The sequence below is a fragment of the Oceanivirga miroungae genome, assembly GCF_902505095.1.
Taxonomy (GTDB): domain Bacteria; phylum Fusobacteriota; class Fusobacteriia; order Fusobacteriales; family Leptotrichiaceae; genus Oceanivirga; species Oceanivirga miroungae.
In genome coordinates, this window is record NZ_CABWIB010000001.1 from 1,148,324 (window position 1) to 1,174,147 (window position 25,824).

The window sequence follows — 25,824 nt, forward strand, 5'->3', positions numbered from 1 at the left end:
CACATTAATTAAATTTCTTTAGATTTTGTCTAAGCTTATCTAACTTATCATTTAATTCTTTTTCGATTCTTCTTTCTTTTTCTATTACATCACTAGGTGCTTTTTCCATGAATTTTTCATTAGATAATTTAGATACTACTCTTTGTAACTCTTTATTAGTTTTATTTATTTCATTTTCAATTTTTTCTATTTCTGCTTTTTTATCAATTAAATCCATTAAAGGTACATATATTTCAGTATTTAAAACAACTCTAAATCCAACTAATTCTGGAACAGTTACATCTGTTTCAATTTTTTCTATATTAGATAACTTATCCAATATTTTTGGATTTTCTAATAGGATATTTTTTTCTACATCACTATTTGTTTTAAATATTAAATGTATCTTTTTAGCTGGGCTTACATTTGCTTCTGCTCTAATATTTCTAACTGATGATATTATTTCTTGTAAGAAACTAAACTTAGATTCTATTTCGTCATCAATATATTTCATATCACCTTTTGGAAATTCTTGTAACATTAATGTATCACCTGATACTTTAACATCTTGCCATATATATTCTGTAATATATGGTATAAATGGATGTAATAATCTTAATGAGTTATCAAGTGTATGACGAAGTACATATTGTGCTACTTTTTTGTCTTCTAAATCAGTACTGTTATATATTCTAGTTTTAGCTATTTCTAAATACCAGTCACAAAAATCACCTTTGAAAAATTCAAATGCTTTTTTAATAGCATCGTTTATCTCATATGAATTCATATTTTCATCAATTTCTTTAGACATTCTATTTAATCTACTTAATATCCATTTATCTTCAAGTTTTAAGTTGTTTTCATCTATTTGTGTGTTATAGTCAAAATCACTTAAATTAGATAAACAGAACTTAGATGCATTCCATATTTTATTCATAAAATTAGAACCCATATCTACTAAGCTTTCACTAAATCTAATATCAAGTCCTGGACTTGTATTAAATAGTAAACTAAATCTTAATGAATCTGCTCCTTTATTTGCAATTAAGTCTAATGGATCTGGTGAGTTTCCTAAAGACTTACTCATTTTTCTTCCAATTTCATCTCTTACTATACCGTTAAAGTATACCTTTTTAAATGGTATTTCATCTTTAACATATAGGCTCATCATTATCATACGAGCTACCCAGAAAAATACTATATCTGCTCCAGTTATTAAACTAGTTGTTGGGAAGAATGTTTTTAAATCAAGAGTTTCTTCTGGCCAACCTAATGTTGTAAATGGCCATAAACTAGATGAGAACCATGTATCTAATACATCATTATCTTGTCTTAATTTTTTATCCTCTCCTGCTAATTTTTGAGCTTCTTCTAGGTTTCTTGCTACATAAAGATTATCATTTTCATCATAAAAAGCTGGTATTCTATGTCCCCACCATATTTGACGAGATATACACCAATCACGAATATTATTTAACCAGTTAAAGTATATTTTTTCCATTCTTTTTGGACTTAATTCAATTTGTCCGTCTTCAACAACTTTTATAGCCTTTTTAGCAAGTGGTTCCATTCTTACAAACCATTGTTTTGAAACTCTTGATTCTATAACACTACCACATCTATAGCAATGTCCTACTGAATTTTTATGAGCTTCTACTTTTTCAAGTAATCCTAGATTATCTAAGTCTTCAACTATTTTCTTACGAGCTACAAATCTATCTAGACCTTCATATTCATTACCTAATTCATTTATTTTAGCATCTTCTGTAAAAATATTAATAAATTCTAGATTATGTCTTTTACCTACTTCAAAGTCATTTGGATCATGTGATGGAGTCATTTTTACTGCCCCTGTTCCAAATTCCATATCTACATAACTATCTTCTATTATAGGGATTTCTCTATTTACTAAAGGTAATATTACTTTTTTACCTTTTAAGTGTGTGTATCTAGGATCTTCTCCATTAACTGCAACAGCACTATCTCCTAACATTGTTTCTGGTCTTGTTGTTGCTATTATTAAATACTCATTTGAATCTTTTATAGGATATTTAATATGCCAAATGAAACTATCACTTTCTATATGATCTATTTCATCATCAGCTAGAGCTGTTTTGTCCTTTGGACACCAGTTTACAATGTATTCTCCTCTATATATTAAATCATCATTATATAGTCTTACAAATACTTCATTTACTGCTTCGTTTATATCACTATCCATAGTGAATTTTTCACGTGTCCAGTCAAGCGATGCTCCTATTTTTCTAAATTGCTTTGTTATAATATTCCCGTATTTTTCTTTCCACTGCCAAGTTCTTTTTAGAAATTCTTCCATTCCTATTTCTTCTTTACTTGTACCTTCATCTTGTAGCATTCTTTCAACCTTATTTTGAGTTGCAATTCCTGCATGATCAGTCCCTGGTATCCAAAGTGTATTATATCCACTCATTCTTCTATGTCTAATAATAGAATCTTGTATTGAAATATTTAATGCGTGTCCTATATGTAGTATACCTGTAACATTAGGTGGAGGTAATACTATAGTGTAACTTGGTCTTGTATCTTCATTATCTGCTACAAAATATTTATTTTCTTCCCAAAATGAATATAGATCTTTTTCTACATTACTTGGTATATATGATCCATTATATTTTTCCATTCTTATTCCTTTCCACTTATATATGTATATTCTATGTTGTACCTTTTATTTAAATATTCTAACATTTGAAGCCCTTTAAAATCAAGTACATTAGTATATATTATTTCACTTATATTCTTATCTATTAGTATATTTTTCAGACTATTCTTTATATCTACTATATTATTTTCATTTAAACCATTAGGTAAATATATTTTAACTTCCATTTCACTAATTTTTTTTATAGCTATTAAATTTATTTCAAAATTATCTACTAAAAATAGTGATTCTAATAAATATCTTTGGTTTTTTGCTTCTACATAAGTATCATAATAGTTTTCATAATGTATTCTATCTAAAAATTTAAATTTATCTATTAAAAGACAAGAATAATTATTTATATCTTTTCTAATATAGAAATTAAGATTGTATAGATTTTTTCTAGAATCTATTTTATATATACTATAGTTTAATATAGCCTTATCTATTTTTTTCATTTCTTTAAATAAGTTATCTATATCAACATCAGAGTCTAGCTTGTAGTCTAATATTAAATACGAGTAAACATCATCATCTAATGATCTTGGTGTATAATTATATGTAGAGCCATATTTTAATAAGTTTAATAATATTATTTTTCTTGATAGATAGTAGTAAGGAACTGTTTTATCTAATTCAACTTTAATATAGAAATACTTTTTATCTTTATTTTTTTCATATATTATTTCAGATAAATTTTCCTCTAGAATTTTTAATTCTTTTTCCTGTTTTTTTGTATCCTTATTTTCAGAAATTAAGTTATATATTTCCTCTAACTTTGATATTACATTAAACACATCATACTTATATTCAAAATATTCGCTTTTATCTCTTTCTATTATTAAAAATATTTTTTTTAGTAAACTTAGCGTATCTATATATTTAAGCATTGATAAATAGAAGGTATCTGTTTCTATTCTATTTATCATAGATATAAAGGGATTAAAGTCACTTTTAACTGGATCTACTATTTTAAGTAGAAAATCTACTAACTTGTGTAAGATTTTTTTATCACGTAAAAGTATCTTATTTTGTTTTTTTTCCATACCAACTCCTAGATATATGATTTTAAATTTATTAATAAGGCTTTTTTACTATCTTTTAAAATAGCATAACCTAAATATTCATTCGATTTTGTTTCAAGAGATTTCACAAAAATTTCTTCTTGATGCAGTATATCTTTTACTAGAAAAACATATGAATGATTTTCTATTTTTAATACTAATGCTTTTTTTATCTCATTTGATGCTTTTATTATTGGAAGATGTGATTCATTAAATTTATAGTAACTAATGTTATTTATACTTACTATATTCTCCTTATTAAAGTCTTTGTAATCAACAACATAATTTGTATCTATTGCATAATACCCTAAATCTACCTGTATAATTAGAGAATTTAATGTTAAAAAATTTAGTGTCGTAGTAAACTCTAAGCTATTATCATCAGTAAATTTAACTTCACCTAAATCCTTTAATAGACTATATACATTAAGTATAGCTAATTCTTGTTCTCTTATTTCTTCATCATCTGATAAAATTTCAAACTCATTATTAAATATTGTTTTATATATCTTATTATCAGATAAGTGATTAGAGTGTATATCCATTACTAATTTATTAAAATCTTGTGTAAATGATATACTAAAGTCAAGCTTATTATATACCAATTCTTTTTTTCTTTTTTCTGTTTCTAATTCTATTAATGTGTAAACTAAATCTTTTATGGCAGGTTTTAGTTTATAGAAAATTAATTTATCTAATTTTATATTAGTTACATTAAATTTAAAATCAAAATCTATTCCTAAATTTCTAGCATAATCACTAAATCTAGTCTTCATTTTATTAAATTCTAATTCAAGCTCAAATAATCTAAGATTTACAACCGATGCTTTTAATCTATATTTAATCTCTCTTAGCTTTTTAATATCTTTTTTATACTTTTCTTTTATTTTATCAGGTAGATATCTATCATATGTTTCTAAACTTTTTCTTAAATAAAATATCTTATCTACATCATCTAATAAATTATCAATTTGTATAGGCTTTATATTTATATTATTTTTAGTTTTTTCTTCTACATCAACTAACTCTAACTTATACTTTGATATATATATATTTTCATATAGATACTTATGTATCTTATTTTCTATACTTCTGTCAGCAGATGTTATACTGTATGATATACTTGCATTTAACTTATTTTCGTTATATTCATTTATATTTTGTGTTTTAAAAAATATAAAATCTCTATTTTCAATATTAAATTCATCTTCTAAATTATTTAATAAGAGCATAATATTATTATCATTTAAATTAATATTCTTTTTTAGCTCTATACTCAACTTATATTCCATTTTTATCCTTTTTGAAATCTTTTAACACTTTCTGGTACGAAATCTATATATTTATCAAATTCATTTCTTATCTTAGTTGCAGATATATTAAACTCTAATCTATCTAAATCAAAGCTTTTAGCCTCTAAATTAAGATATGTTTTATAGTTTTTAATATCAGCTATCTCATTTGTAAATACATAATCTACTTTTATATCATACTTATCTAGGTACATATTGACTCTTTTAGCCCAATCAAACCAACCATTTGGATATGGCTTTATACCATCTTCATTTATTTCATAAACAAAGATATTCTTATACCCTCTTAGCTCTTCTTTAACACAATTTATTCTATCTTTTATACTCATTTTTTTTCTTAAACTAGATTCCATAAAAAGCTTTTCATCTCTAGTAGTTTCAGAACAAACAAAAACATATAGATTTTTGCAATATTTACTCGCATTTTTAATAAAGTTTACGTGTCCTTTGTGTACTGGATAAAATTTACCAAAAATACAAGCATTTTTTTCCTTTACATCTAAATACTTTTCTACATATTCTAAGGCTTTATTAAAATCATTTTTTGTAATATTTATCGCATTTAATTTTTTTAGTAGTGTCTTTGCATTTGAGTAAGATATATTTAGCTTATCTCCTAGTATTTCTCTTCTTAATTTAGAGTCAGGTGAGGAAACTAAATTATTATCTATTAAATCTTTTAAGCTAAATACATCTTTTATATCATTTTTCTCTTTATTTTCTCTAATATTTTTAAAAATTTCAATAAGATCAGAATCACTCATATTTTCAATTCCAACATTATTATTTCTTGTTGCTTTTTTTCTACTAGCATATAGATTTATTACATTTTCTATTTTACTATTTATCTTATTTCTAATTTTCACTCCAGCTGCATCAGGATCTGTTAATAAATATATCTTAGTATTTTGACTTAATTTTTTTAAATAATCTATTTTCTTGTTATTAGCCCCAGTCATACCGTGCAATACAAAAATATTTGCTTTTACTACACGGTTTAGAGCTACCATATCATCTTTACCTTCAACAACTAAAATTCCATCTAAATTAATCAATTTTGTATCCTTCTAATATTTTAATTAAATATTCCCATGTATTTTTTACTGCTTCTAAACTCATTTTTTCATCTGGTGTATGTGGATTTTTAATATCAGGCCCTATTGAGATAATATCTAAATCTGCGTTCTTTTCTGCGAATATTCCACATTCTAGACCAGCATGTATTGCTAGTATTCTAGGTTCATATCCATTTTGTTCAAAGAAAACTTTTTTAAAGTATTCTCTTACTTTAGATTCTTCTTTGTATTCCCAAGGAGCAGCAAAATCTAATATTTCACCTTTAGCCTTATTATTTTTTGCATAGTCTAATAAGTAATCTACAACATATCTTTGTTCTTCAGTTTTAGAACTTCTTACTAAACTGTTAAAATAGAATTCTTTTTTGTCTTCTAGTTCACGAGTTTCAAGTATTCCTAAATTTGTTGAAGTTTGTATAAGTCCTTCTATTTCATTTGATTTTCTAATAACTCCTGTTGGATGATTTACTATATATGCTAATAAATCTTTTGTATCTTTTGTAGATAAATATGAATAATTTTCATTTTTAATTTCTCTAACTTCTAATTTAATATTTTCTAATTTTTCACTTTCAACATATCTAAATGCAATGCTATCTTTAAATAAGTCTAAGGCCTTTTTAATTTCAGAAAAACTAGCTTCTGATACAAATTTAGCACTTGCTTCACGAGGTATAGTGTTGTTTTTGCTACCTCCGTTTATACTAATTAATTTTAGTTCTTTCATATATGATAATTTAAATAAAAGGTTAGCTAAGAAATTATTAGCATTTGCTGTATTTTCATGTATATCAGCACCACTATGTCCTCCTAATAAACCAGTTAATTCTACTTCATATATATTTGATATATCTGATTTATTAGAAGTTATAACATACGAACTAGAAACAGCACTACAACCAGCGCTACTTACATAAATGCTTCCGTATTCTTCGCTATCTATATTTACTAATATTTTAGATTCTAATTTGTTAACATCAAAGTTTTCAGCACCAGACATTGATACTTCTTCATCTGTTGTTAAAAGTATTTCTAATGCTGGATGTTTTATTGTATCACTTTCTAAAATTGATAAACATATTGCAACTGATATACCATTATCAGCTCCTAATGTAGTACCACGTGCTTTAATATATCCATCTTCTACATATATATTAATTGGACTATTACAAAAATCAAACTCTACATCTTTATTCTTGTCACAAACCATGTCCATATGACCTTGTAAGCAAATTGACTCATATTTTTCATATCCTTCACTTGCTTTTTTTCTTATTAATATATTATTGCTTTCATCTTGATATACAAATAGATTGTGCTTTTTAGCAAAATCTACTAAGTAATCACTAATTGCTTTTTCATTTCCTGAACATCTTGGTATTTTTGATATTTCAGTAAAATAATGAAAGACTCTTTCTGGATAATAGTTTTCTAAATTCATAATATTTCCCCCTTATATTCCCTTAAATTTATCTACTAATTTTTGTATTTTTATTCTCTTAATGCTGTTATTGGAATTACATATACACCATCATCTCTTAAATATGCTGCACTTGTTAAACCACAAATAACACATAAAATTGCAGGTGCTTTTTTTCCTTCTTTTTCCATAATTGAACTAAACTTAATTAAATCACTTGCTGCTTTATCTATCTTATCAGTCCCTAGTTTAATTTCAAATGCTCCAAATCTACCATCTGGAAGTTCTATAATAGCGTCTATTTCGTTTCCTTTTTCATCCCTATAGTGAAATAGGTTAGCATTATTATAGTTTGCGTATATTTTTAAGTCATGAGAACAAAGTGATTCAAATAAAAAGCCAAATGTATTTAAATCATTAAATAACATTTCTTTAGTAGCTCCTAGTGCTGCAACTGCTAATGATGGATCTACAAAATGTCTTTTTGGTGATTTTAAAATTCTTCTAGTTAATCTTAATTTTGTATTAAAAGATGGTTGATCGTCTAGAATAAAAAGCCTATTGAAAATATTCAAATAATCACTAATTGTGCTAGGATCTATTAATTCGTCATCTATATTTTCTATATCTTTTCTTAAAGTGGTATTACTGACAATAGTGCTCTCGTTTCTTCCTAATGAATGTAATAAGGCCCATACTTTTTTCACATCCCTTTTTACACCATCCACAGCAAACATATCATCATCAACTACTGTTTTTAGATATTCTCTAGCTGTATTACCCCACATTTTTTTATTTAGATTAGCATCATCAGGCCAGCCGCCTCTAACAACAAATGAAATTAAATCATCAAGCTTAACTTCACCAGTTAAACAAGGTTTAAATTTACCTGAAAATAGCTCATTTAAAGATACATGTCCAGAAGAATCCCCAATTTCAAATAAAGACATAGTACTCATTCTTATCTTACCAATACGACCTGTTCCACTGTGCATAATTCCTTTATGATTAGGAGTAGATGACACCGTTAGAATAAACTTTCCCTTGCCTTGATTTTTATCAACTTCAAAACGAACAGCATCCCAAAGTTCTGGTACTTCTTGCCATTCATCTATTAAATGTGGTCTTTCTCCCTCTAAAACAAAACTAGGGTCTATTTTGGCTAATGTTCTATTTTGAAAATTATTCTTTGGATCTCCCATAAAAATAACACTATTAGATCTACTAAGCCCTGTCCATGTTTTTCCACAAAACTTTGGACCTTCAATACTCACTGCACCAAATGACTCTATATATTCATCTAGTTGCTTCTCAACAAGCCTTTTTCTATATCCAACCGGTTTTTTAATACTATCACCTCTACTTTCTTTAAACACTAGTCTAAACATATTGATTTTATTGACTTTATTTTTCTATTCCGTGTTTTTCACCATTTTCATTCCGTGTTTTTCATTTTCGCCTACCGCGCCTAACACTTACTTAACTATATTATAGTTTTCTAATGCACTTACTAAATAAACATAAGTTTGTTCAACTGCTTCTATACTCATTTTTTCACTTGGTGTATGTGGATTTTTAATATCTGGCCCTATTGATATTATATCTAACTTATCATTTTTTTCTGCAAATAGTCCTGTTTCAAGTCCTGCATGCATTTTTAATATTCTTGGCTTATATCCTACTTGATTTTCAAATATTTGAGAGAAGTAATCCCTTATTTCTGATTTTTCCTTATATTCCCAAGGATTATATGATTTTTTAACAATTGCATCAAACCCAAATGATTTGGCATATTCTTTTATACATTCTGCTACGTAGTCCTGATACTCTATTTTTAAACTTCTTATTGCATTATGTGTATTAATTAGCTTTTTACCGTTAATTTCTTCTGTATAAACTATACCCATATTAGATGAGCTTTCTACCAAGTCTTTAGAGTTATCACTCATTTTTAAAACTCCATTAGGCATATTCATTAAATAGTTTAAAAGATTTTTACTATCTTCTTTATTTAACATTAATGTATATTCTATATCTTTTAGTTTAGAAATACTCATTAATATATTTTTTTCTGCCTTTATATATCTATATCTTAAACTATCTAAAAATACATTTAGTAATTTTTCTAATTCCTTATACTCCATATCTGTGCTAAATACTATTTTTGCACTTCTTGGTATTGTATTATCTTTTGTACCACCATTAAAATCAAGTATATTTACTTCTGCTACATTTGCTAATTTCAACATTAATTCTGCTAAAAGCATACTTGCATTAGCTGTATTTAGATGAATATCTACACCACTGTGCCCTCCAAATAGTCCATCAATTTTAACTTCATATACATCTTTTTCTATTTTTTGTGCATTGAAAGTTTTACTACTTTTAACCATGCTAGATCCTGCACTACTTACATAAATACAACCATATTCTTCACTATCAATATTTACTAGTATATTTGATTCTAAGTTAGTTATATCAAATCCTTTTGCTCCTACCATTCCTACTTCTTCATCTGTAGTAAGCAGTATTTCAAGATCTGGATGCTTTATTTTATCACTTTCTAAAATAGCCATACAAATTGCAACTGATATTCCATTATCAGCTCCTAGTGTAGTACCATTTGCAGTTAAATACCCGTCTTGTATGATAATTTCAATAGGGTCTTTTTTAAAATCAAAAACCTTATTTTCGTCTTTTTCACATACCATATCCATATGACCTTGTAAGCATATACTTTTATACTTTTCATATCCTTTAGTTGCTTTTTTTCTTATTAAAACATTGTAGTACTCATCTTGTATTACTTCTAATCCATGCACTTTTGCAAAATTTACTAAATAATTACTTATTCCTTTTTCATTACCAGATCCTCTTGGTATTTTTGATATTTCATAAAAATGGTGAAAAACTCTACTTGTATCCATGTTACACTCCTATAATATATTTTCTAATAATTCTTCTAATTCTCTTCTCTCGTCTTGTGTTAAATCTATATTTTTCTTTAATTTTTTCAGTAAATGTGAATCACTTCCAACAAGACTTCTATCTAATATTTTTATTACTAATGATTTATAAAATTCCATAAAACTCCTTTTTTTCTTTATATTATTTTACAACAAATACTCTTTTTAGTCCACTATTTAAAACAAAGTTAGTCTATTTTAAAAATTAAATACATTTTATCTCGAATTAGATACATTTTGATTGATATATTTTAGTTTAAAGTGGTATAATGGGTTATAACAAAAAGAAAGAAGTGATATTATGAAAAAGAAAGTAAGCGTAATAGTAGGAAGCTTAAGAAATAAGTCAGTTGCTCGTAAAATAGCAAAAAATATATTAAAAATGTTCCCTGAAAACTATGATGTTAATATAGTTGAAATTAGAGATTTACCTCTATATGACTGTGATTATGATGATCCAAATGAAACTGAAAAAGTTTTACCAGCTATATATACTTCATTTAGAAATGAAATTAAGAGTTCTGATGCTGTTTTCTTCGTAACTGCTGAAAACAACAGATTAGTTCCTGCATCAATTAAAAATGCAATAGATATTTGTTCTAAACCAAATAATGATGTTGCATTCAAAGGTAAACCAGTAGGAATTGTAAGTCATTCAATAGGTAAATTAGGTGGATTTAGTGCAAATAAATCATTACAATTAGCATTATCATACTTCAATCCTCAATATGTTGGACAACCTGAAGCATTTATTGGAAACTCTCACTCTTTATTTGATGGAGATAGTGAAGAAATAAATAACGAAGGAACAAAAGCATTCTTACAAGATTATGTAAATAGATTTGTTGAATTAGTAAATAAACAATAAAAAAAGCCAGATGGCTTTTTTTTTATTCTTCTACTACATTACTTTTTTCAGCTTCATATTTTTCTAAAATATGTTTAGTTATTTCTTCTCTAAATTCTGGTTTTATTGGGTGTACAATGTCTTTAAATTCATTGTTAGCTATTCTTTTTGAAGGCATTGCAATGAATAATCCATTTTGCCCTTCTATTATTTTCAATCCATGAATAACAAAACATTCATCAAATGTTATATCCACATAAGCTCTTAATTTAAAATCTCCCTCTTTTTGACTAATTAGTTTAATTCTAGTATCAGTAATTACCATCAGTGTTCCCCTTTTCTATAGTTATGTTAATATAGTGTACCCCATTATCTAAAAAAAGCAAATTTAATTGTGAAAATTTGTACTTTAAAGTTTGATATGCAACACTTTGGGATTTTCTAATTGTTATTTTTTATTATTTGGTTTATAATTATTTAGAGGTTGTATTTAATGGTAATAAAACAACTTCATCACAATTATATGCCCTTAATGATAGTTTTGATAGTAAAGTTTCACTATAAGTTTCAATAAACATCTCATTAGGGGTTTTATTATTGTATGCTTTTTTCTTTAAGCTAAACTTACACCTTTTTTATATACTTTTCTTAATAATCTATGAATATTCTCTATAAATGGTTTTTGTGTTGGTGTTCCTGCATCGCAGTAAAATATTTTCGTTCTATTTTTAAGAGTTTTCTTGCTAATTTCTATTTCATTAAATTTTAAAAACTCAGATCCCCTATTACTCCAAATAGCTTTTTAAACATATAATACCCTATCTTATTTTCAATATCATATAATACCCTTATTATTTCATATGGTGTTAAAAACTGGATTCTTGGAATAAATATCCATTACTCCCTAAAGGTCCACATACTAAATCCATTTCAACTATATTTAAGTTCTTGCCTTAAAAACTCTAATCTTTTCTTATATTCTATTTTATCTTTACTTAAATTAGTTGCTCTAGTCTTTATTTTCTTTTTAGTATATTTAACAATACCTTTACTTATCCAGTCATATATTGTTTGAATAGATACCATGTCATCTTTATATATTTCTTTTAATGATATATGTATGTGTGAGATAGGTTATCCTAAATTTAACAGTTTTTGTATATCTTTTTTTAACTCTATTTGTACTACTTCATTTTTAATTTTAGAATTACTTTCTGATTTTAACTTAAGATAACTATTATCTGCTTGTTCTACATTGTATATTACATAGTGATAGTAGCAATGATTATTTATATATCTAGGACATCCATTGCAGACATTTGGGCTTTTAGTTAGCAATTCACATGGATGTTTCCTCATTATCTCTATAATTTAATTCTATTCTTTTTAATTTCCCTTGATACTGTTGAAGGATTAACATTTAATAATCTTGCTATTTCTCTAATACCAGTATTTTCTCTTAATCTAATTTCTATTTCTATTCTATCTTTTAATTTCACTTTTACCCTTTCTTGAATACCAAAGTGTTGCATATCAACTTTAAAAAAGGGTGTTGCATATCAACTTTAATAATATCAAATTTTTATTGTTTAGAACACTTGAATTTATTAAGTTCTAGCGAATTATCAAAAAAAATAGGTTTAAAATTTTTATCAAAATCTCTAAACCTATTGATTTTACTGATGTTTGTCATGTTTTTTATGTGTTGCATATCAAACTTTAACATGCACGAAATTTCAACAAAAGTATTAAATATTAAAGATTCACACGATTTAAAATATGATAAAAATTTGTCACCTAAAACAGAAGACAATAGTATAATTCTTGAAGAAATGGAGAATATTAAATATGATAACGATTAATGATGTTTTAGAAAAATTAAAATACTTAAAATTAAATTCAGCATACAACCATTTAAAAGAATTAAATCTAGCAAGCGAAATAAGCCAAGAAGAGCTTAATGGGATAAATAAGGTGATAAGTAATGAAGTTGAAGCTAAAGAGCAAAATAATAGGTTATACAACGTGAAAGTAGCAGCATTTCCTTTTGTAAAAACAATAGAGGATTATGACTTTAGATTTCAGCCCTCAATAAAGGAAGAAAATATAAAGAATATAATTAATTCTGGATTCTATGAAGAAGCTAGCAATATACTCTTCATAGGCAATCCAGGAACAGGGAAAACACATTTATCTATAGCTATAGGGTATGAGGTAGCAATTAAAAGAAATAGTGTATATTTCATTAATTAATCTATTACTAAAAGCATATCAAGAAGGATTATTAGAAAAGAAAATAAGGCACTATTTTAAATATAAATTACTAATAATAGATGAGATTGGTTTTAACGAAATATCACCATTAGAAGCAAAATTATTCTTTCAATTAATAGATTTAAGATATGAAAAAAGATCAACTATTATTACAAGTAATATTAGTTTTGAAAAATGGGCAGAAATATTAGGGAAAGACGAAATGATAACTAAAGCAATATTAGATAGATTATTGCACCATTCATATTTATTTAATATTACAGGACCATCATATAGAATAAAAGATAAATTGAAAATTAAACATAAAAGTGGGGAATTTTAAATTGACATTTATAATATTACATAAATTAAGTAATAAATAAGTGAGACAAAACAGAAAAATATAGGTACACAGGGATACATTTATATATTTTTTAGGTGTTTTTATATACATTCAAAACAAGAATATTTGACAATTTTACAAAAATGGGGTAATATATTGTTGATATCAAACCCCTTGCAGTGTCTTAAATGATACAAGACTAAGGTCTACGCAAGGCTTTTTTTATACTCAGGAGGTAGTTTATGGAGAATTTTCCATTTAAAACATTTTAAGAACAAATAGACTTGTTAGAATCAAGAGGATTAATTATAGACGATAGAGAAAAAGCTATTAGAACATTAAGTTTTATAAATTATTATAAAATAAAGGAATGCTCTTTCATATATTTTAACACATCAACCCAAAAATATAGTTCTAACACAACATTTAATGATATATTACAAAGATTTTATGAAAATAAAAATTTAAGAATAGATTTATTAAGATTAACTGAAAAAGTTGAACTTTCATTAAAAACTAAAGTTTCATATATATTAGGAAGAAAATATGGGGCTACTGGCTATCTAAACTTTAAAAATTGGGCAAATAAAAATGAATACGATAAACACTATATTGAATGTAAAGAAAATGATTTTAAAAATAGAATTGTCAAAAATTTCAACAAAAGTAAAAATCAATTAATTAAAACTTTTAAAAATTATAATGATGTCCCAATTTGGCTAATAGTTGATATACTAACATTTGGAGAAATTTTAGATATTTTTAAATTAATGTTAGAATCAGAACAAAATGAAATATCAAAAGATTTTTCCTTAAAAACTAAAGAATTTATTTCGTAGTTAGAAGCTATAAATTTAATTAGAAATTTATCGGCTCACAATTCAAATATAATAGACATAAAACTGAATACACGACCTAAAATATTAGATGAGTTTAAAGATAAACTTTACTATATAAAAAATAAACCTAGTGATAGAATAGCTAGAGATATACTCATATTAGAATATTTAACATATACTATTAATTAATCCTAAATTCCCAGGTGGAGCCATAAAGAAAAGATTAAAAAAATTCTGCCCAAATAAAAGCGATCAAGAAGCTCAATTATACGGATTTAAAAATTATAAAATAATTGAAAATTTAAAAATATAAAAAAAAAAATAAATAACTAAAAAAGCAGTCAATCGGCAATTCTGTACTGCTTTTAAAATCCAAATTATAAACTGCTATAAGCAGCAGTTTTTTGATACCAAAATTATAGCACGAAAGGAGAAAAAATGCCAATATATAAGTATAAAAATTCTAAAGGAGATACCTTATATCGTGTAGTATATTTAGTTAATACACCTAAAGGAAGTAAATGGACTTCTAAAATGGATTTAAGAACTTTAAAAGAAGCTAAATTATTTGAAGCAAATGAAATAGCAAAAAAAGATTATACTGCAGATATGTTTCTATCTGATATAATAGTTGAGTTTTTAAAAGATAGAAAAATTAGAGTCCAGGAATCTACATATAGAAGATATACTCACTATTGTAATTCAATTTTAAAAATATTTGGTGATAAAAAATTAAAAGATTATTCCTATCAGTATTTTCATAAGTTACTAACAAACATAGGTAAAGAATCACATAAAAGAGTAAATTCAAATATAAAAGTATTAAAACAAATAAATAAATTTGCTTATAGATGCTTTGAAATACAAAATAAGAATATCACAAGATTAGAGTATTTTAAAAATGTTAGAGTAGATAAAGAATACAATATTTGGACTCTTGAAGAGTTTAACACCTTTGTTGATGTAATTCCTGATAAATTTATTAATTACAAAATATACTTTAGCATTTTATTTTACGGAGGTTTAAGAAGAGGTGAAGCACTAGCACTTCAAGTAAAAGATATATCAAGATATAAAATAAATGTAGATAAGAATTTAGGACAAAGAGACCATTTAATTTCAACCCCTAAAACCAGAAATAGTATAAGAGTTATAACTATGCCTAAAGATTTAATAAATACTATATTAGCATTTATAGATAAACAACAACTAACTGAAAATAATTTTTTGTTTTCATTTTCATATAGTAATGTCGTAAACTGTTTAAGAAAATATACTAAAATGTGTAATCTACCAAAAATAACTCCACATGATTTAAGACATTCTCATGCTTCAATATTGTTTGAAAATAATATGCCAACAGCAGCAATAAGTAAAAGATTAGGGCATAGCAATATATCAATAACTTTAGATGTCTATACTCACCTAACTAAAAAAAGTAATGATAAGTTAAATTCATTTATTTTAGAGTTATAACTTATCATTAAAAAAATTATATTTTTGTTAGATTTTTATTAGGTTATTTTAAAGTAAAAATCAACACCCATCAAAGTGTTGATTTTATTATATCTATTCAAAACTTCCAACATAGTTATGGTGTACTTTTTGTACATCATCATCGTCTTCTAATTTATCTATTAGTTTCATTAATTTTTCTTTATCTTCATCTGCTAAAGTTTCTACTTCTATTGAAGGTACATATTCTATATCAGCTTCAATAAACTCATAAGATTTTGCTTTTAATGCATCTTTTACTGAATCAAAAGCATCTAATGGAGTTGTAATATAGAAACTATCATCGTAAGTTACCATGTCTTCCATACCAGCTTCTAATGCTATATCCATTATTTCATCTTCATTAGTTTTATCTGTTTTTTCAATTTCTATAACACCTTTTCTATCAAACATGTATGAAACTGAACCAGAAACTCCTAAGTTTCCACCTAATTTATCAAAAGCATTTTTAACATTAGCAACTGATCTATTTTTATTATCTGTTAATGTTTCAACTATTATAGCTACTCCACCTGGTCCATATCCTTCATAGTTTATGCTTGTAAATGCATCAGCTTCACCATTTCCAGCACCTTTTTGTATAGCTCTTTTAATATTGTCGTTAGGCATATTTACTGCTTTTGCTTTTTCTAATGCGTGTTTTAAGTTAACATTATATTCAGGATCTGCTCCATCTCTTGCTGCAACTGTAATTAATCTTACAACCTTAGTAAAAGCTGCTGCTCTTCTTTTATCTTGTGCATCTTTACGACCTGCAATAGTTCCGTGTCTTCCCATTATTTCCCCCTATTTATCCTCAAAATTTAATACATAATTAAAAGCACTTAGTGCTGCTTTTGCTGCATCTCCTATAGATATTACAATTTGCTTAAATGCTGCATCTGTAACATCTCCTGCTGCGAATATTCCGTCTACATTAGTTCTTGAATATTTATCAATTTTTATTTCACCTATATTATTAGTTTCAACTAAATCTTTAAATGAATCTGTATTAGGTACTACTCCTATTTCTATAAATACAGCATCTGTATTTAAAGTTTTTAGAGTATTTGTTTTTACATCTTTGTATTCTATACTTGTAACAAACTGCTCACCTTTTACCTCATTTAAAGCAGCATTAGTTATTACCTTTATTTTATCTATATTAGCAATTTTTTCTTGTAATATATTATCAGCTTTTAAGCTATCTGATATTTCAAGTAAAGTTATACTTTTTACTATATTAGATAAATCAATAGCAGCTTCTACTCCAGAGTTTCCTCCACCAACTACTACAACATCTAAATTTCTATAAAATGGTCCATCACAAGTAGCGCAATAGTGTACACCTTTATTAGCATATTCTCCTTCACCTTTTACACCTAATTTTTTATGTCTAGCTCCTGATGTTATTATTACTGATTTTGCTCTAAATTCCTTATCATCAGTCTTTATTATCTTGTATTTTCCATCTAATTCTATTTTATTAACCATATGACCAAAATACTTATCCACATCATATTCTGATAAATGTTTTTCTAAACTTAATGTAAAATCATATCCTGTTGTTTTAGGTATCCCTATTATATTTTCTATGTCTTTTGTTGTAGTAACCTGACCACCAACTATGTCAGCTATCATTAAAACAGATAAACCTTTTCTTACTGTATAAATAGCTGAGCTAACTCCTGCTGGACCTGCTCCTATTATTACAACATCGTATATTTTGTTTTCCATTTTTTCCCTCTTTATTTTTTTATTCTTACTATATTTTTCTTTCCAGCTTTTATAACTAAACCGTCTTCTAGTTTTAATACATGGCTTATATCTTTTATAGCTTCATCATTTACTTTAAATCCACCTTGTGTTATTACTCTTCTAGCTTCGCTTGTTGATTTATAGAAGTTTAAGTGAGTTACTAATAAGTCAATTATTGAAACTTCATCAAGTGAAATACTTACTTCTGGTAATTCTACATCAAGATTTTTTTTAGAAAATACGTTCTCAAAATATTCTCTAGCTTCTAATGCTTCTTTTTCACTGTAGTAAATCTTTATTAATTCCATTGCAAGTTTTTTCTTAGCTTCCATTGGGTGCATATTTTTCTTTATTTCTTCTATTTCATCTATTGGTATATCTGTTATTTGTTCATAGTATACAAACATTAAATCATCTGATATAGACATAATCTTACCAAACATATCATTTGGAGTATCTTTAACTCCTATATAGTTTCCAAGTGATTTACTCATTTTTTCTACACCATCTAATCCAACTAATATAGGCATTAACATACATATTTGAGGTTCTTTATCAAAGTCTTTTAATAAGTCACGCCCTCTTAATATGTTAAATTTTTGTTCTGTTGCTCCTAATTCCACATCAGCATTTAACTCAACAGAATCATAACCTTGTAATATAGGGTACATGAATTCAATTAAAGATACAGGTTTTCCTGCTTCTAATCTTTTTGAAAAATCTTCACGAGCTACCATTTGAGATACAGTAAATTTAGATAAAAGATTAAGTACATCAGTTAAGTTTAATGATTCTAACCATTCATGATTATATCTAACTGTTAATTTATCGATGTCTAATATTAATTTTAATTGATCTAAGTATGTTTTTATATTTTTCTCTATTACATCCATTCCAAGCATTTTTCTTGTTTCAGATTTTCCTGTTGGATCACCTATTCTTGCAGTAAATGTTCCAATTAAAAATATTGGTTCATGTCCTAAATCTTGAAATTGTTTTAATTTTCTTAATGGAACTGCATGCCCTATATGTAAATCCGATCCTGTTGGATCTATTCCAAATTTAACTTTTAATGGAGTATTAGTTTTAATACTTTTTCTTAATTTTTCTTTAAATTCAGCTTCATTTATTATTTCTTCACAGCCTCTTTTTAGTATATTATATTGTCTTAATACTTCTTTTTCTAATTCTTTTTCTTCCATTTTTAACTCCTAACATAGTATTTTATTTTACTATATATATTAAATTTTTTCAATATTTTCACTTATATGCTATTTTAACACATTTTTTTAATTTTTTCCATTGTATTGTACTTTAAAGTTTGATAAAGAGCATATAATAAGATTAAGAATCTAAACATTTTTGCTTTCTAAGCTAACTACACAAAATACGTAAATAAACATTGAAATATGTGTATTTATGTGGTAAAATTGTGTTGAAATACAAAAAAGGAGGAGTTTATATGAAAATATTAAAAATCACAGCAAATAACCTACCTTTATTTAACAGAGAAATTAATATTGATTTTATAACAGAATCTAGGGTTAGTTCTGATGAAAAACATGAACTAATTAATATTTTTAAAAATTTTTATTTAAATAAAGTTATAGCTTTTACTGGACTTAATGCTTCTGGTAAAACTAAAATGCTAAATATCATAAACTTCATAATAAATATGGTAAATGCTAAATATATAAATAGAGATAACATTTCTAATATCGAATCAAATATACTAAATTTAAAATTAGGCGAAGAAACTAACTTTAAAACTTACTTATTTGTAGATAACTATAATAATGAAGAGGTAATAGTAGAACTAAACACAACTATATCTACAAGAGAAGATGTCACTGGATTTAGAACTGAATACTTTATAAAAGATGAAACTTTAAAAATTAAAAAAGCAAAGAGTGTTACATCAAAAAATGATCTATTTGATTTTTCTAATAAAGTAATAGAAACTATAGAAAGAACAGCCGAATCAATAGATACCGTGAGCATAATACATCTACTATACCAAAGAAAAAATGTAAAAAAGATTTTTTGGGCAAATACATTACTTCACACTAACTTTAATTTTATGAATACAAGTGCAGTAATTCCAGCAGAGCTAATAAAATTATTAGACCCTAGCATAGAAAATGTCGAAGTATCTAAAAATACTACAAAGGTAAAATTCATCAATCAAGAAACCGAAATAACTACTGATGACTATTTTGAATTACAAAACATTTTATCTTCTGGAACTATAAAAGGTATAAATATTTTTATGAGAGCAATTCAAGCTATTTCTAATGGAGGAATTTTAATAATTGATGAACTAGAAAACCACTTTAATAGACAAATAATACTTTACTTCATAAATTTATTTAAAGATAGAACTATTAATACAAAGGGAGCAATTTTAGTTTACTCTACACATTACGTAGAATTATTAGATTATATAGATAGAAATGATGCTATTTATATTCTTAACAAGAATAAAAATATTAATCTATTTAAATTATCTAACGAATTAAAAAGAAAAGATATAAAAAAAAGCGAACAAATTATAAAAGGAATGATTTCTAATACTTCATTAGAGTATTCTATAGCAAATGAATTAAAGCAAAAAATAAAGCACATAATAAAAGAAGGTATAAATAATTAATGGACTATAATGCAATAATATGTGAAGGTGCAGCTGAAGAAGCAATAATTGAAATATTATTAGAGCATAGTGCTTTAATAATAAAAAATGATGATTATTTAATAAATAGATCGCCTATCAGATGTAGAAGTGCAAATAACTTTCTTGAAAATTACTTAAATTTTAAATTCAATTCAAAAGTAAAAATATATAGAATCCTTGATTCAAAAAATGAAAATTTTAATATCAGTAATAGAAACAAGAAAATTTATGGCTCTAGAATTGAGGTTAAAAATATAATTACTTCTCCTGAAATAGAAATGCTAATTATACTTTCTGAAAATAAATTTGATGATTATAATAAACATCATCTAAAACCAAGCGAATATTGTAAGCAGATATTAAAAATAAGTTCTGTGAAGGATTATGATTTTGTAAAAGAATATTTTAATGACGTAAATAAATTATTAAATGCAATAAAATTATATAAACAAAAGAAAAATGTAAAATACCAAACTCTATTTGATTTATTAGAAGATGAATATAAAATATAAGTTTAATAAAAGGAGTGTTTTATGAAAAAAGAAATGTTTATTTCAACTATATTACTTGCAATTAGCATAGTATTAGCAATTTTAGGCTATATTCTATTTGCCACAACAAGTTTTTTTACTACTATTTTAGTTATTTTTATTTTACTATTACCTACAATATTTGATTTCATATTAGAGATAGAATATCATAGATTAAAAATTAAATTTAACTACATTATATTAAATTACAATTATTTATACACAACCGTAATTTTGTATCTCTTATCACTAATTTTATACATATTAAATTTTATAGAAATAAATATTATATTTTTTAGTATAGCTTCTATTAGTTTTATAGTTGCAAACAGTATTAAATCTTATTACAAATTAAAATACACTAAGGAAATTTTAATATATAAGTCAAATACAATACTTAAAAATGAAGTGAAAAAGTCTAATATAGACAAAGATAATTTAACTTTAACTATAGATTTAAAGGATAAAAGTTTAGATATTAAATTTAAAAATTTTGAAGATTTAAAAAAAATTTATTTTATACTTAACTAAAAAGGGGCTTAGTTTTTAGCTAAATCCCTTTATTTTCCACAAGTGTTTTATAGAATTCATATCTATCTTTATCAATTTCACCTTCACTAACTTTAAATTTTATAATGCAAGATGGTTCTTTTATATGAAGACAATCTCTAAATTTACATAATGATAAATAGTTTTTAAATTCAGGAAACCAAGTCATAATTTCTTTTTTATCAGTGTAATCTGGAATAGCAACAGCACTGTACCCTGGTGTATCGTATATCTTTATCTTATTTTTTTCTAAATATCTTGTATTTATTGTCGTATTTTTACCTTTTTTAGTTTTTTTACTAATTTCTCCAACTTCCAGTTCCTCAATATCTAGTAACTTATTAACTAAAATTGATTTACCGACTCCTGATACCCCTGATAGTACAATGTTTTTATTTTCTATATACTCTTTTAATTTATCTATTCCTATATTTTTCTTAATACTAATAGCTATAACTTTTATATGTTTTAATTTTTGTGATAGCAGTTTTAGGATATCTTCTAATTCTTTATCATCTACTAAATCAATTTTATTTAATATTAAAATTGTATTTATATTCTCCCTGTCTACCCATAAAAGATTTTTGTATAGGTTTATAATATCAAAATCAGGATCTTTTATTGAACATACAAAAGCAACATAATCAACATTGGAAATTAAAGGTCTTAGTAGAAGATTATTTCTTTTTTCTATACCTATTATTACATTATCCTCTACATCTATTTGTACAATATCTCCTATCACACAATTTAGTTTGTCATTAGTCTTTTTTAATGTTCCTCTTAATTTCACTGTAAATTTGTTATTATTATCATCAACAGCTTCATAAAATCCTTGTATCTTTTCTATTATTTTAGCTTTTACTATATTACTCATTATTTTCTAAGGCCCTTTTTATTAAATTATCTATACTCTCGTCTGATTTTTCACTTTTTTTTAAAGACTCTTCTAATTCTTTATCTTTTTTGCTTATACTTATATATATTTTAAGTCTACTATTTCTGTCTATTTCTCTATTTGGCATAGGATCTGTTCTTATTACCATATTTTCGGGGTAATTTTTATCATAAAGCCCTATAATATCAATATTCCCTATATTATATTTCTTTATTATATCTTTTGCTTTTGATATATCATAACCTATGATATTAGGCATATTATTTAGTTTTTTTAGTTGTCTTGATGAAACTAGAATAGAAATACTTTCTCCATATTTTATTAGATCCCCATATTTAGGATATGTTGATAACACGGTATTTTCTTCTATTTCAGAAGCTTTATAGTCTATTCTTTTAATATTTATTTTCTTTTCGTCTAATATACTTCTTGCTTCATCCAAATTAAGTCCGTAAATATTAGGAATTTTATCACCTTTTTCATTATTTATATACACTTTTATTGCTCTATTTATTTTGACTTTTGTATTTGCTTGAGGAAATTGCTTATATATTATGTCATACGGTACTTCATTTGATCTTGACGATATTATATTATACCCAAGATGACTTTCTTCTAATATTTTTTTAGCCTGACTTTCGTTTAAACTAACTATATTAGGAACATAAACTAATTTTTCATTAAAAAAATAGAATCTAAAAATTAAAAACGAATAGTATATTACAGCTAAAAATAGTATTAGGTTTAATAAACTTAATAATATATTTTTCTTATTATTTTTTTTCTTACTTTTCTTTTTCGTCTTCATTATTCTCCTAAACTTTTAAACTTTAAAAACGCGTTAATAAAGTCATCTATATATCCATCTAAAACTTTTTCTACATTTGCAGCTTCATACTTTGTTCTATGATCTTTTACTAGTTTATATGGTTGCATAACATATGATCTGATTTGTGATCCCCACTCATTTTTAAGCTCTTCACCTTTAATTTCACTTATCTCATTCTCTTTTTTCTCTAGTTCTAATTCAAATAGCTTTGCCTTTAAAACCTTCATTGCAGACTCTTTATTTTTCAGTTGTGATCTTTCATTTTGACAAGTAACAACAATATTAGTTGGTATATGTGTAATTCTTACAGCTGAATCTGTTGTATTTACATGTTGCCCTCCAGCTCCACTTGCTCTATATGTATCTATTTTTAAATCTGACATCACTAAATTTATTTCAACATCATCAGAAATTTCTGGTATTACATTAACTGCTGCAAACGAAGTATGACGTCTTTTATTAGAATCGAAAGGTGAAATTCTAACTAATCTATGTACTCCTTTTTCACAAGATAAAAGTCCATAAGCATATTCTCCACTAATATTTAAAGTAATGGATTTAATTCCTGCTTCTTCGCCCTCTAATATATCTAAAACTTCTAACTTAAACTTATTTTTAGCTGAATATCTTTCATACATTCTATACAACATATTAGCCCAATCACAAGCTTCTGTTCCACCAGCTCCACTATTTATTGTAACTATTGCATTATTTTTATCATATGCTCCATTTAATAGAACCTTATTACTAAATTCATTTGTAATTTCTACAAATTCCTCATATGTATTTTCTAAATCTTTTATTGAATCAGTATCTCCAGATGCTATAAATTCTAATAAGACTTCAATATTATTATACATTAAGTTAATATTTTCTACATCAGAAATATATTTTTTTAAAGTATTTAATTCATCTATTATTTTTAAATTATCATCTCTTTTAAAAAAATCTGCATCGAGCATTAATTTTTCAATTTGTTTTATTTTTTCTATTTTATCATCTACGCAAAATTTATCTTTTAAATTTTCATAAATATTAGTAACTTCTTTTTTTATCTCAAAAGATTCCAAAATACATCCCCCTTAAAATTAAGATTAAAATAACTGAACCTATTGCAATGTGCGCTAGACTTAATTTTTTTATTGTCATAATTATTACTACAAACATTGCAAAAATACTAAGTCCTATATCAAATAAACTAGTTCCCATTGCTGTAAATATTTCAGGAAATACTAGTACACTTATTATTGAAATTGGAAGTATTTCAAAAAAAGTTTCTACATACTCATTTTCATCATTAACTTTTATATATACAGGTAGTATTCTAAATAGCATTGTAATAATGCCTACAACTACTATTAATATATATACATCTTTATTCGCCAATTTTATCCCTACTTATTTTTATATTTTCTATTGTTAGATCTAGTGCCTTTTTAACTTCTTCTACATATCCTAAAAGTTCCATAAATCCATGTGGCATACCTTCAAATACATAAGATTTTACACCAAATTTTTCTATAAACTCATCAATTTCTAAATTACAATAATCATACTGTGCTTTTATTATCATCATACTAGGCAGTTTTGAAAAATCTTTTTCTGTCATTAAATTAAAGTTATACTCTTTTGTATTTTTATTTGTACCTTTTTTTACATAGAATTTTTCTATAAATGGAAAAAGAGATCTTAAAAACTTTATATTTATCTTAGCATAATGACTATCTTCATCTAAATTATACTTTGAAATACTCCAATTTTCCAGTTTAGATAATGACATACATGGATAATACATAGTTAAAAAACTTATTAGTTTTTTATCTAATACATCTTCTTGTACCACGTTCATAGATATATGTGCTCCTGCACTATCTCCTGCTATACTAAATATATTATTTTCATATTTTTTTGCATATTGTTTTATAACTGAATAAACTAATCTAGATGTATCTGGAAACTTCATTTCTGGTGCTAATGGATATTCCATATTAATTACTCTAATATTTGCATATTTTGCAATATATTTACAAATATATTCGTAAACTATAGCACTTCCACCATAAAATCCACCGCCATGAAGGTAGAATAAGGTATAATTTGAATCAGTATTATCATTATATATATATGATTTAAATCCATCAACATAATCAATTTTAATATCAACATCACTTGCTAAATCAAGTCCTCTATACCCTATCATAGATCTCATTTTACCTAGATTTACACCATCTATTATTAACTCTTCGCCTAAATTAAATTCATCATCTTTTCTATTTCTTAATGCATTTATGACTTCTTTTTTTATATCCATTTTTTCC

At 25.4% G+C, this 25,824-nt stretch carries 27 protein-coding genes and 1 pseudogene; 8 read left to right on the forward strand and 20 right to left on the reverse strand.

Annotated features, from left to right (window positions below; translation table 11 throughout):
* Positions 1–4 precede the first annotated feature (4 nt).
* The 8 genes from OMES3154_RS05550 to OMES3154_RS06460 all read right to left on the reverse strand — a co-directional run bounded on the left by OMES3154_RS05550 (position 5) and on the right by OMES3154_RS06460 (position 10,615).
* On the reverse strand, positions 5–2,638 hold the full coding sequence (locus OMES3154_RS05550) for a valine--tRNA ligase (protein WP_156683796.1): 2,634 nt from the start codon (positions 2,636–2,638) through the stop codon (positions 5–7).
* 2 nt (positions 2,639–2,640) lie between these two features.
* Entirely contained in the window at positions 2,641–3,702 is a 1,062-nt protein-coding gene (locus tag OMES3154_RS05555; protein WP_156683797.1) for a hypothetical protein, read from the reverse strand.
* A gap of 8 nt (positions 3,703–3,710) precedes the next feature.
* Positions 3,711–5,012, reverse strand: coding sequence for a hypothetical protein (locus OMES3154_RS05560; protein ID WP_156683798.1), 1,302 nt, complete (start codon positions 5,010–5,012; stop codon positions 3,711–3,713).
* A 2-nt stretch (positions 5,013–5,014) separates the two neighbouring features.
* Positions 5,015–6,088: a ribonuclease M5 gene (gene rnmV / locus OMES3154_RS05565; RefSeq protein ID WP_156683799.1), complete on the reverse strand. Its 1,074-nt coding sequence runs from the start codon at positions 6,086–6,088 to the stop codon at positions 5,015–5,017.
* The gene (gene pepD, locus OMES3154_RS05570; protein WP_156683800.1) at positions 6,081–7,550 is read right to left on the reverse strand and encodes a beta-Ala-His dipeptidase; all 1,470 of its coding nucleotides are present in this window, start codon (positions 7,548–7,550) and stop codon (positions 6,081–6,083) included. The genes rnmV and pepD (OMES3154_RS05570) overlap by 8 nt, the downstream gene beginning before the upstream one ends.
* A gap of 50 nt (positions 7,551–7,600) precedes the next feature.
* On the reverse strand, positions 7,601–8,917 hold the full coding sequence (locus OMES3154_RS05575; RefSeq protein ID WP_197271513.1) for an ATP-binding protein: 1,317 nt from the start codon (positions 8,915–8,917) through the stop codon (positions 7,601–7,603).
* 87 nt (positions 8,918–9,004) lie between these two features.
* Positions 9,005–10,456 carry a beta-Ala-His dipeptidase gene (gene pepD / locus OMES3154_RS05580; protein ID WP_156683801.1) on the reverse strand — a complete coding sequence of 484 codons (1,452 nt, stop codon included), beginning with the start codon at positions 10,454–10,456 and terminating at the stop codon, positions 9,005–9,007.
* Between the two features lie 9 nt (positions 10,457–10,465).
* A complete protein-coding gene (locus OMES3154_RS06460; protein ID WP_197271514.1) occupies positions 10,466–10,615 on the reverse strand; it encodes a hypothetical protein in 150 nt (49 codons plus the stop codon).
* Positions 10,616–10,796: 181 nt separating this feature from the next.
* Here OMES3154_RS06460 and OMES3154_RS05585 point away from each other — a divergent pair, with 181 nt between their 5' ends.
* The gene (locus tag OMES3154_RS05585; RefSeq protein ID WP_156683802.1) at positions 10,797–11,363 is read left to right on the forward strand and encodes an NADPH-dependent FMN reductase; all 567 of its coding nucleotides are present in this window, start codon (positions 10,797–10,799) and stop codon (positions 11,361–11,363) included.
* Between the two features lie 22 nt (positions 11,364–11,385).
* Here OMES3154_RS05585 and spoVG read toward each other — a convergent pair whose 3' ends face one another.
* The 4 genes from spoVG to OMES3154_RS05605 all read right to left on the reverse strand — a co-directional run bounded on the left by spoVG (position 11,386) and on the right by OMES3154_RS05605 (position 12,874).
* A complete protein-coding gene (spoVG, locus tag OMES3154_RS05590) occupies positions 11,386–11,667 on the reverse strand; it encodes a septation regulator SpoVG (RefSeq protein ID WP_156683803.1) in 282 nt (93 codons plus the stop codon).
* A 605-nt stretch (positions 11,668–12,272) separates the two neighbouring features.
* On the reverse strand, positions 12,273–12,428 hold the full coding sequence (locus tag OMES3154_RS05595) for a hypothetical protein (RefSeq protein ID WP_156683804.1): 156 nt from the start codon (positions 12,426–12,428) through the stop codon (positions 12,273–12,275).
* 48 nt (positions 12,429–12,476) lie between these two features.
* Positions 12,477–12,701 (reverse strand): hypothetical protein, encoded by a 225-nt coding sequence (locus tag OMES3154_RS05600; RefSeq protein WP_156683805.1) that lies wholly within the window; start codon positions 12,699–12,701, stop codon positions 12,477–12,479.
* Positions 12,702–12,706: 5 nt separating this feature from the next.
* Entirely contained in the window at positions 12,707–12,874 is a 168-nt protein-coding gene (locus tag OMES3154_RS05605; RefSeq protein WP_156683806.1) for a helix-turn-helix domain-containing protein, read from the reverse strand.
* Between the two features lie 66 nt (positions 12,875–12,940).
* Between OMES3154_RS05605 and OMES3154_RS06465 the strand changes: the two genes are divergently transcribed.
* From OMES3154_RS06465 to OMES3154_RS05625, 4 genes and pseudogenes are all read left to right on the forward strand, one after another.
* A complete protein-coding gene (locus OMES3154_RS06465) occupies positions 12,941–13,204 on the forward strand; it encodes a hypothetical protein (RefSeq protein WP_197271516.1) in 264 nt (87 codons plus the stop codon).
* Positions 13,191–13,938: pseudogene (gene istB, locus OMES3154_RS06660) on the forward strand (IS21-like element helper ATPase IstB). Before OMES3154_RS06465 ends, istB begins: the two are co-directional and overlap by 14 nt.
* 284 nt (positions 13,939–14,222) lie before the next feature.
* Entirely contained in the window at positions 14,223–14,777 is a 555-nt protein-coding gene (locus OMES3154_RS05620; protein ID WP_197271517.1) for an Abi family protein, read from the forward strand.
* A 438-nt stretch (positions 14,778–15,215) separates the two neighbouring features.
* Positions 15,216–16,253: a site-specific integrase gene (locus tag OMES3154_RS05625; RefSeq protein WP_156683809.1), complete on the forward strand. Its 1,038-nt coding sequence runs from the start codon at positions 15,216–15,218 to the stop codon at positions 16,251–16,253.
* A gap of 93 nt (positions 16,254–16,346) precedes the next feature.
* Here OMES3154_RS05625 and OMES3154_RS05630 read toward each other — a convergent pair whose 3' ends face one another.
* The 3 genes from OMES3154_RS05630 to tyrS are packed head-to-tail and all read right to left on the reverse strand — an operon-like array spanning position 16,347 to position 19,231.
* Positions 16,347–17,069, reverse strand: coding sequence for a YebC/PmpR family DNA-binding transcriptional regulator (locus OMES3154_RS05630; RefSeq protein ID WP_156683810.1), 723 nt, complete (start codon positions 17,067–17,069; stop codon positions 16,347–16,349).
* 9 nt (positions 17,070–17,078) lie between these two features.
* Positions 17,079–18,008, reverse strand: coding sequence for an FAD-dependent oxidoreductase (locus OMES3154_RS05635; RefSeq protein ID WP_156683811.1), 930 nt, complete (start codon positions 18,006–18,008; stop codon positions 17,079–17,081).
* Positions 18,009–18,019: 11 nt separating this feature from the next.
* Positions 18,020–19,231 (reverse strand): tyrosine--tRNA ligase, encoded by a 1,212-nt coding sequence (gene tyrS / locus OMES3154_RS05640; protein ID WP_156683812.1) that lies wholly within the window; start codon positions 19,229–19,231, stop codon positions 18,020–18,022.
* A 260-nt stretch (positions 19,232–19,491) separates the two neighbouring features.
* Between tyrS and OMES3154_RS05645 the strand changes: the two genes are divergently transcribed.
* Genes OMES3154_RS05645 through OMES3154_RS05655 form a run of 3 tightly spaced genes read left to right on the forward strand, consistent with a single transcriptional unit; the run spans position 19,492 to position 21,761 of the window.
* Positions 19,492–20,679, forward strand: a complete 1,188-nt coding sequence (locus OMES3154_RS05645) for an AAA family ATPase (RefSeq protein WP_156683813.1) — start codon at positions 19,492–19,494, stop codon at positions 20,677–20,679.
* Positions 20,679–21,212: a hypothetical protein gene (locus tag OMES3154_RS05650; protein ID WP_156683814.1), complete on the forward strand. Its 534-nt coding sequence runs from the start codon at positions 20,679–20,681 to the stop codon at positions 21,210–21,212. The genes OMES3154_RS05645 and OMES3154_RS05650 overlap by 1 nt, the downstream gene beginning before the upstream one ends.
* Positions 21,213–21,233: 21 nt before the next feature.
* Positions 21,234–21,761, forward strand: a complete 528-nt coding sequence (locus OMES3154_RS05655; RefSeq protein ID WP_156683815.1) for a hypothetical protein — start codon at positions 21,234–21,236, stop codon at positions 21,759–21,761.
* Between the two features lie 19 nt (positions 21,762–21,780).
* Here the strand turns inward: OMES3154_RS05655 and rsgA are convergent, their stop codons facing one another.
* The 5 genes from rsgA to OMES3154_RS05680 are packed head-to-tail and all read right to left on the reverse strand — an operon-like array spanning position 21,781 to position 25,817.
* Positions 21,781–22,656: a ribosome small subunit-dependent GTPase A gene (rsgA, locus tag OMES3154_RS05660; RefSeq protein ID WP_156683816.1), complete on the reverse strand. Its 876-nt coding sequence runs from the start codon at positions 22,654–22,656 to the stop codon at positions 21,781–21,783.
* Positions 22,649–23,485, reverse strand: coding sequence for a PASTA domain-containing protein (locus tag OMES3154_RS05665; protein WP_156683817.1), 837 nt, complete (start codon positions 23,483–23,485; stop codon positions 22,649–22,651). Before OMES3154_RS05665 ends, rsgA begins: the two co-directional genes overlap by 8 nt.
* A complete protein-coding gene (gene prfB, locus OMES3154_RS05670; RefSeq protein ID WP_156683818.1) occupies positions 23,485–24,576 on the reverse strand; it encodes a peptide chain release factor 2 in 1,092 nt (363 codons plus the stop codon). Before prfB ends, OMES3154_RS05665 begins: the two co-directional genes overlap by 1 nt.
* Complete coding sequence (locus OMES3154_RS05675; RefSeq protein ID WP_156683819.1) at positions 24,563–24,892, reverse strand: AzlD domain-containing protein; 330 nt, start codon at positions 24,890–24,892, stop codon at positions 24,563–24,565. Before OMES3154_RS05675 ends, prfB begins: the two co-directional genes overlap by 14 nt.
* Entirely contained in the window at positions 24,882–25,817 is a 936-nt protein-coding gene (locus OMES3154_RS05680; RefSeq protein ID WP_156683820.1) for an alpha/beta hydrolase fold domain-containing protein, read from the reverse strand. The genes OMES3154_RS05675 and OMES3154_RS05680 overlap by 11 nt, the downstream gene beginning before the upstream one ends.
* Positions 25,818–25,824: the final 7 nt, after the last annotated feature.

Coding starts and splice junctions, on each gene's coding strand:
- OMES3154_RS05550 (WP_156683796.1), bottom strand. CDS start 2,638: ATGGAAAAATATAATGGATCATATATACCAAGTAATGTAGAAAAAGAT.
- OMES3154_RS05555 (WP_156683797.1), bottom strand. CDS start 3,702: ATGGAAAAAAAACAAAATAAGATACTTTTACGTGATAAAAAAATCTTA.
- OMES3154_RS05560 (WP_156683798.1), bottom strand. CDS start 5,012: ATGGAATATAAGTTGAGTATAGAGCTAAAAAAGAATATTAATTTAAAT.
- pepD (WP_156683800.1), bottom strand. CDS start 7,550: ATGAATTTAGAAAACTATTATCCAGAAAGAGTCTTTCATTATTTTACT.
- OMES3154_RS05575 (WP_197271513.1), bottom strand. CDS start 8,917: ATGTTTAGACTAGTGTTTAAAGAAAGTAGAGGTGATAGTATTAAAAAA.
- pepD (WP_156683801.1), bottom strand. CDS start 10,456: ATGGATACAAGTAGAGTTTTTCACCATTTTTATGAAATATCAAAAATA.
- OMES3154_RS06460 (WP_197271514.1), bottom strand. CDS start 10,615: ATGGAATTTTATAAATCATTAGTAATAAAAATATTAGATAGAAGTCTT.
- OMES3154_RS05585 (WP_156683802.1), top strand. CDS start 10,797: ATGAAAAAGAAAGTAAGCGTAATAGTAGGAAGCTTAAGAAATAAGTCA.
- spoVG (WP_156683803.1), bottom strand. CDS start 11,667: ATGGTAATTACTGATACTAGAATTAAACTAATTAGTCAAAAAGAGGGA.
- OMES3154_RS05595 (WP_156683804.1), bottom strand. CDS start 12,428: ATGGTATCTATTCAAACAATATATGACTGGATAAGTAAAGGTATTGTT.
- OMES3154_RS05600 (WP_156683805.1), bottom strand. CDS start 12,701: ATGAGGAAACATCCATGTGAATTGCTAACTAAAAGCCCAAATGTCTGC.
- OMES3154_RS05605 (WP_156683806.1), bottom strand. CDS start 12,874: ATGCAACACTTTGGTATTCAAGAAAGGGTAAAAGTGAAATTAAAAGAT.
- OMES3154_RS05625 (WP_156683809.1), top strand. CDS start 15,216: ATGCCAATATATAAGTATAAAAATTCTAAAGGAGATACCTTATATCGT.
- OMES3154_RS05630 (WP_156683810.1), bottom strand. CDS start 17,069: ATGGGAAGACACGGAACTATTGCAGGTCGTAAAGATGCACAAGATAAA.
- OMES3154_RS05635 (WP_156683811.1), bottom strand. CDS start 18,008: ATGGAAAACAAAATATACGATGTTGTAATAATAGGAGCAGGTCCAGCA.
- tyrS (WP_156683812.1), bottom strand. CDS start 19,231: ATGGAAGAAAAAGAATTAGAAAAAGAAGTATTAAGACAATATAATATA.
- OMES3154_RS05645 (WP_156683813.1), top strand. CDS start 19,492: ATGAAAATATTAAAAATCACAGCAAATAACCTACCTTTATTTAACAGA.
- OMES3154_RS05650 (WP_156683814.1), top strand. CDS start 20,679: ATGGACTATAATGCAATAATATGTGAAGGTGCAGCTGAAGAAGCAATA.
- OMES3154_RS05655 (WP_156683815.1), top strand. CDS start 21,234: ATGAAAAAAGAAATGTTTATTTCAACTATATTACTTGCAATTAGCATA.
- rsgA (WP_156683816.1), bottom strand. CDS start 22,656: ATGAGTAATATAGTAAAAGCTAAAATAATAGAAAAGATACAAGGATTT.
- OMES3154_RS05665 (WP_156683817.1), bottom strand. CDS start 23,485: ATGAAGACGAAAAAGAAAAGTAAGAAAAAAAATAATAAGAAAAATATA.
- OMES3154_RS05680 (WP_156683820.1), bottom strand. CDS start 25,817: ATGGATATAAAAAAAGAAGTCATAAATGCATTAAGAAATAGAAAAGAT.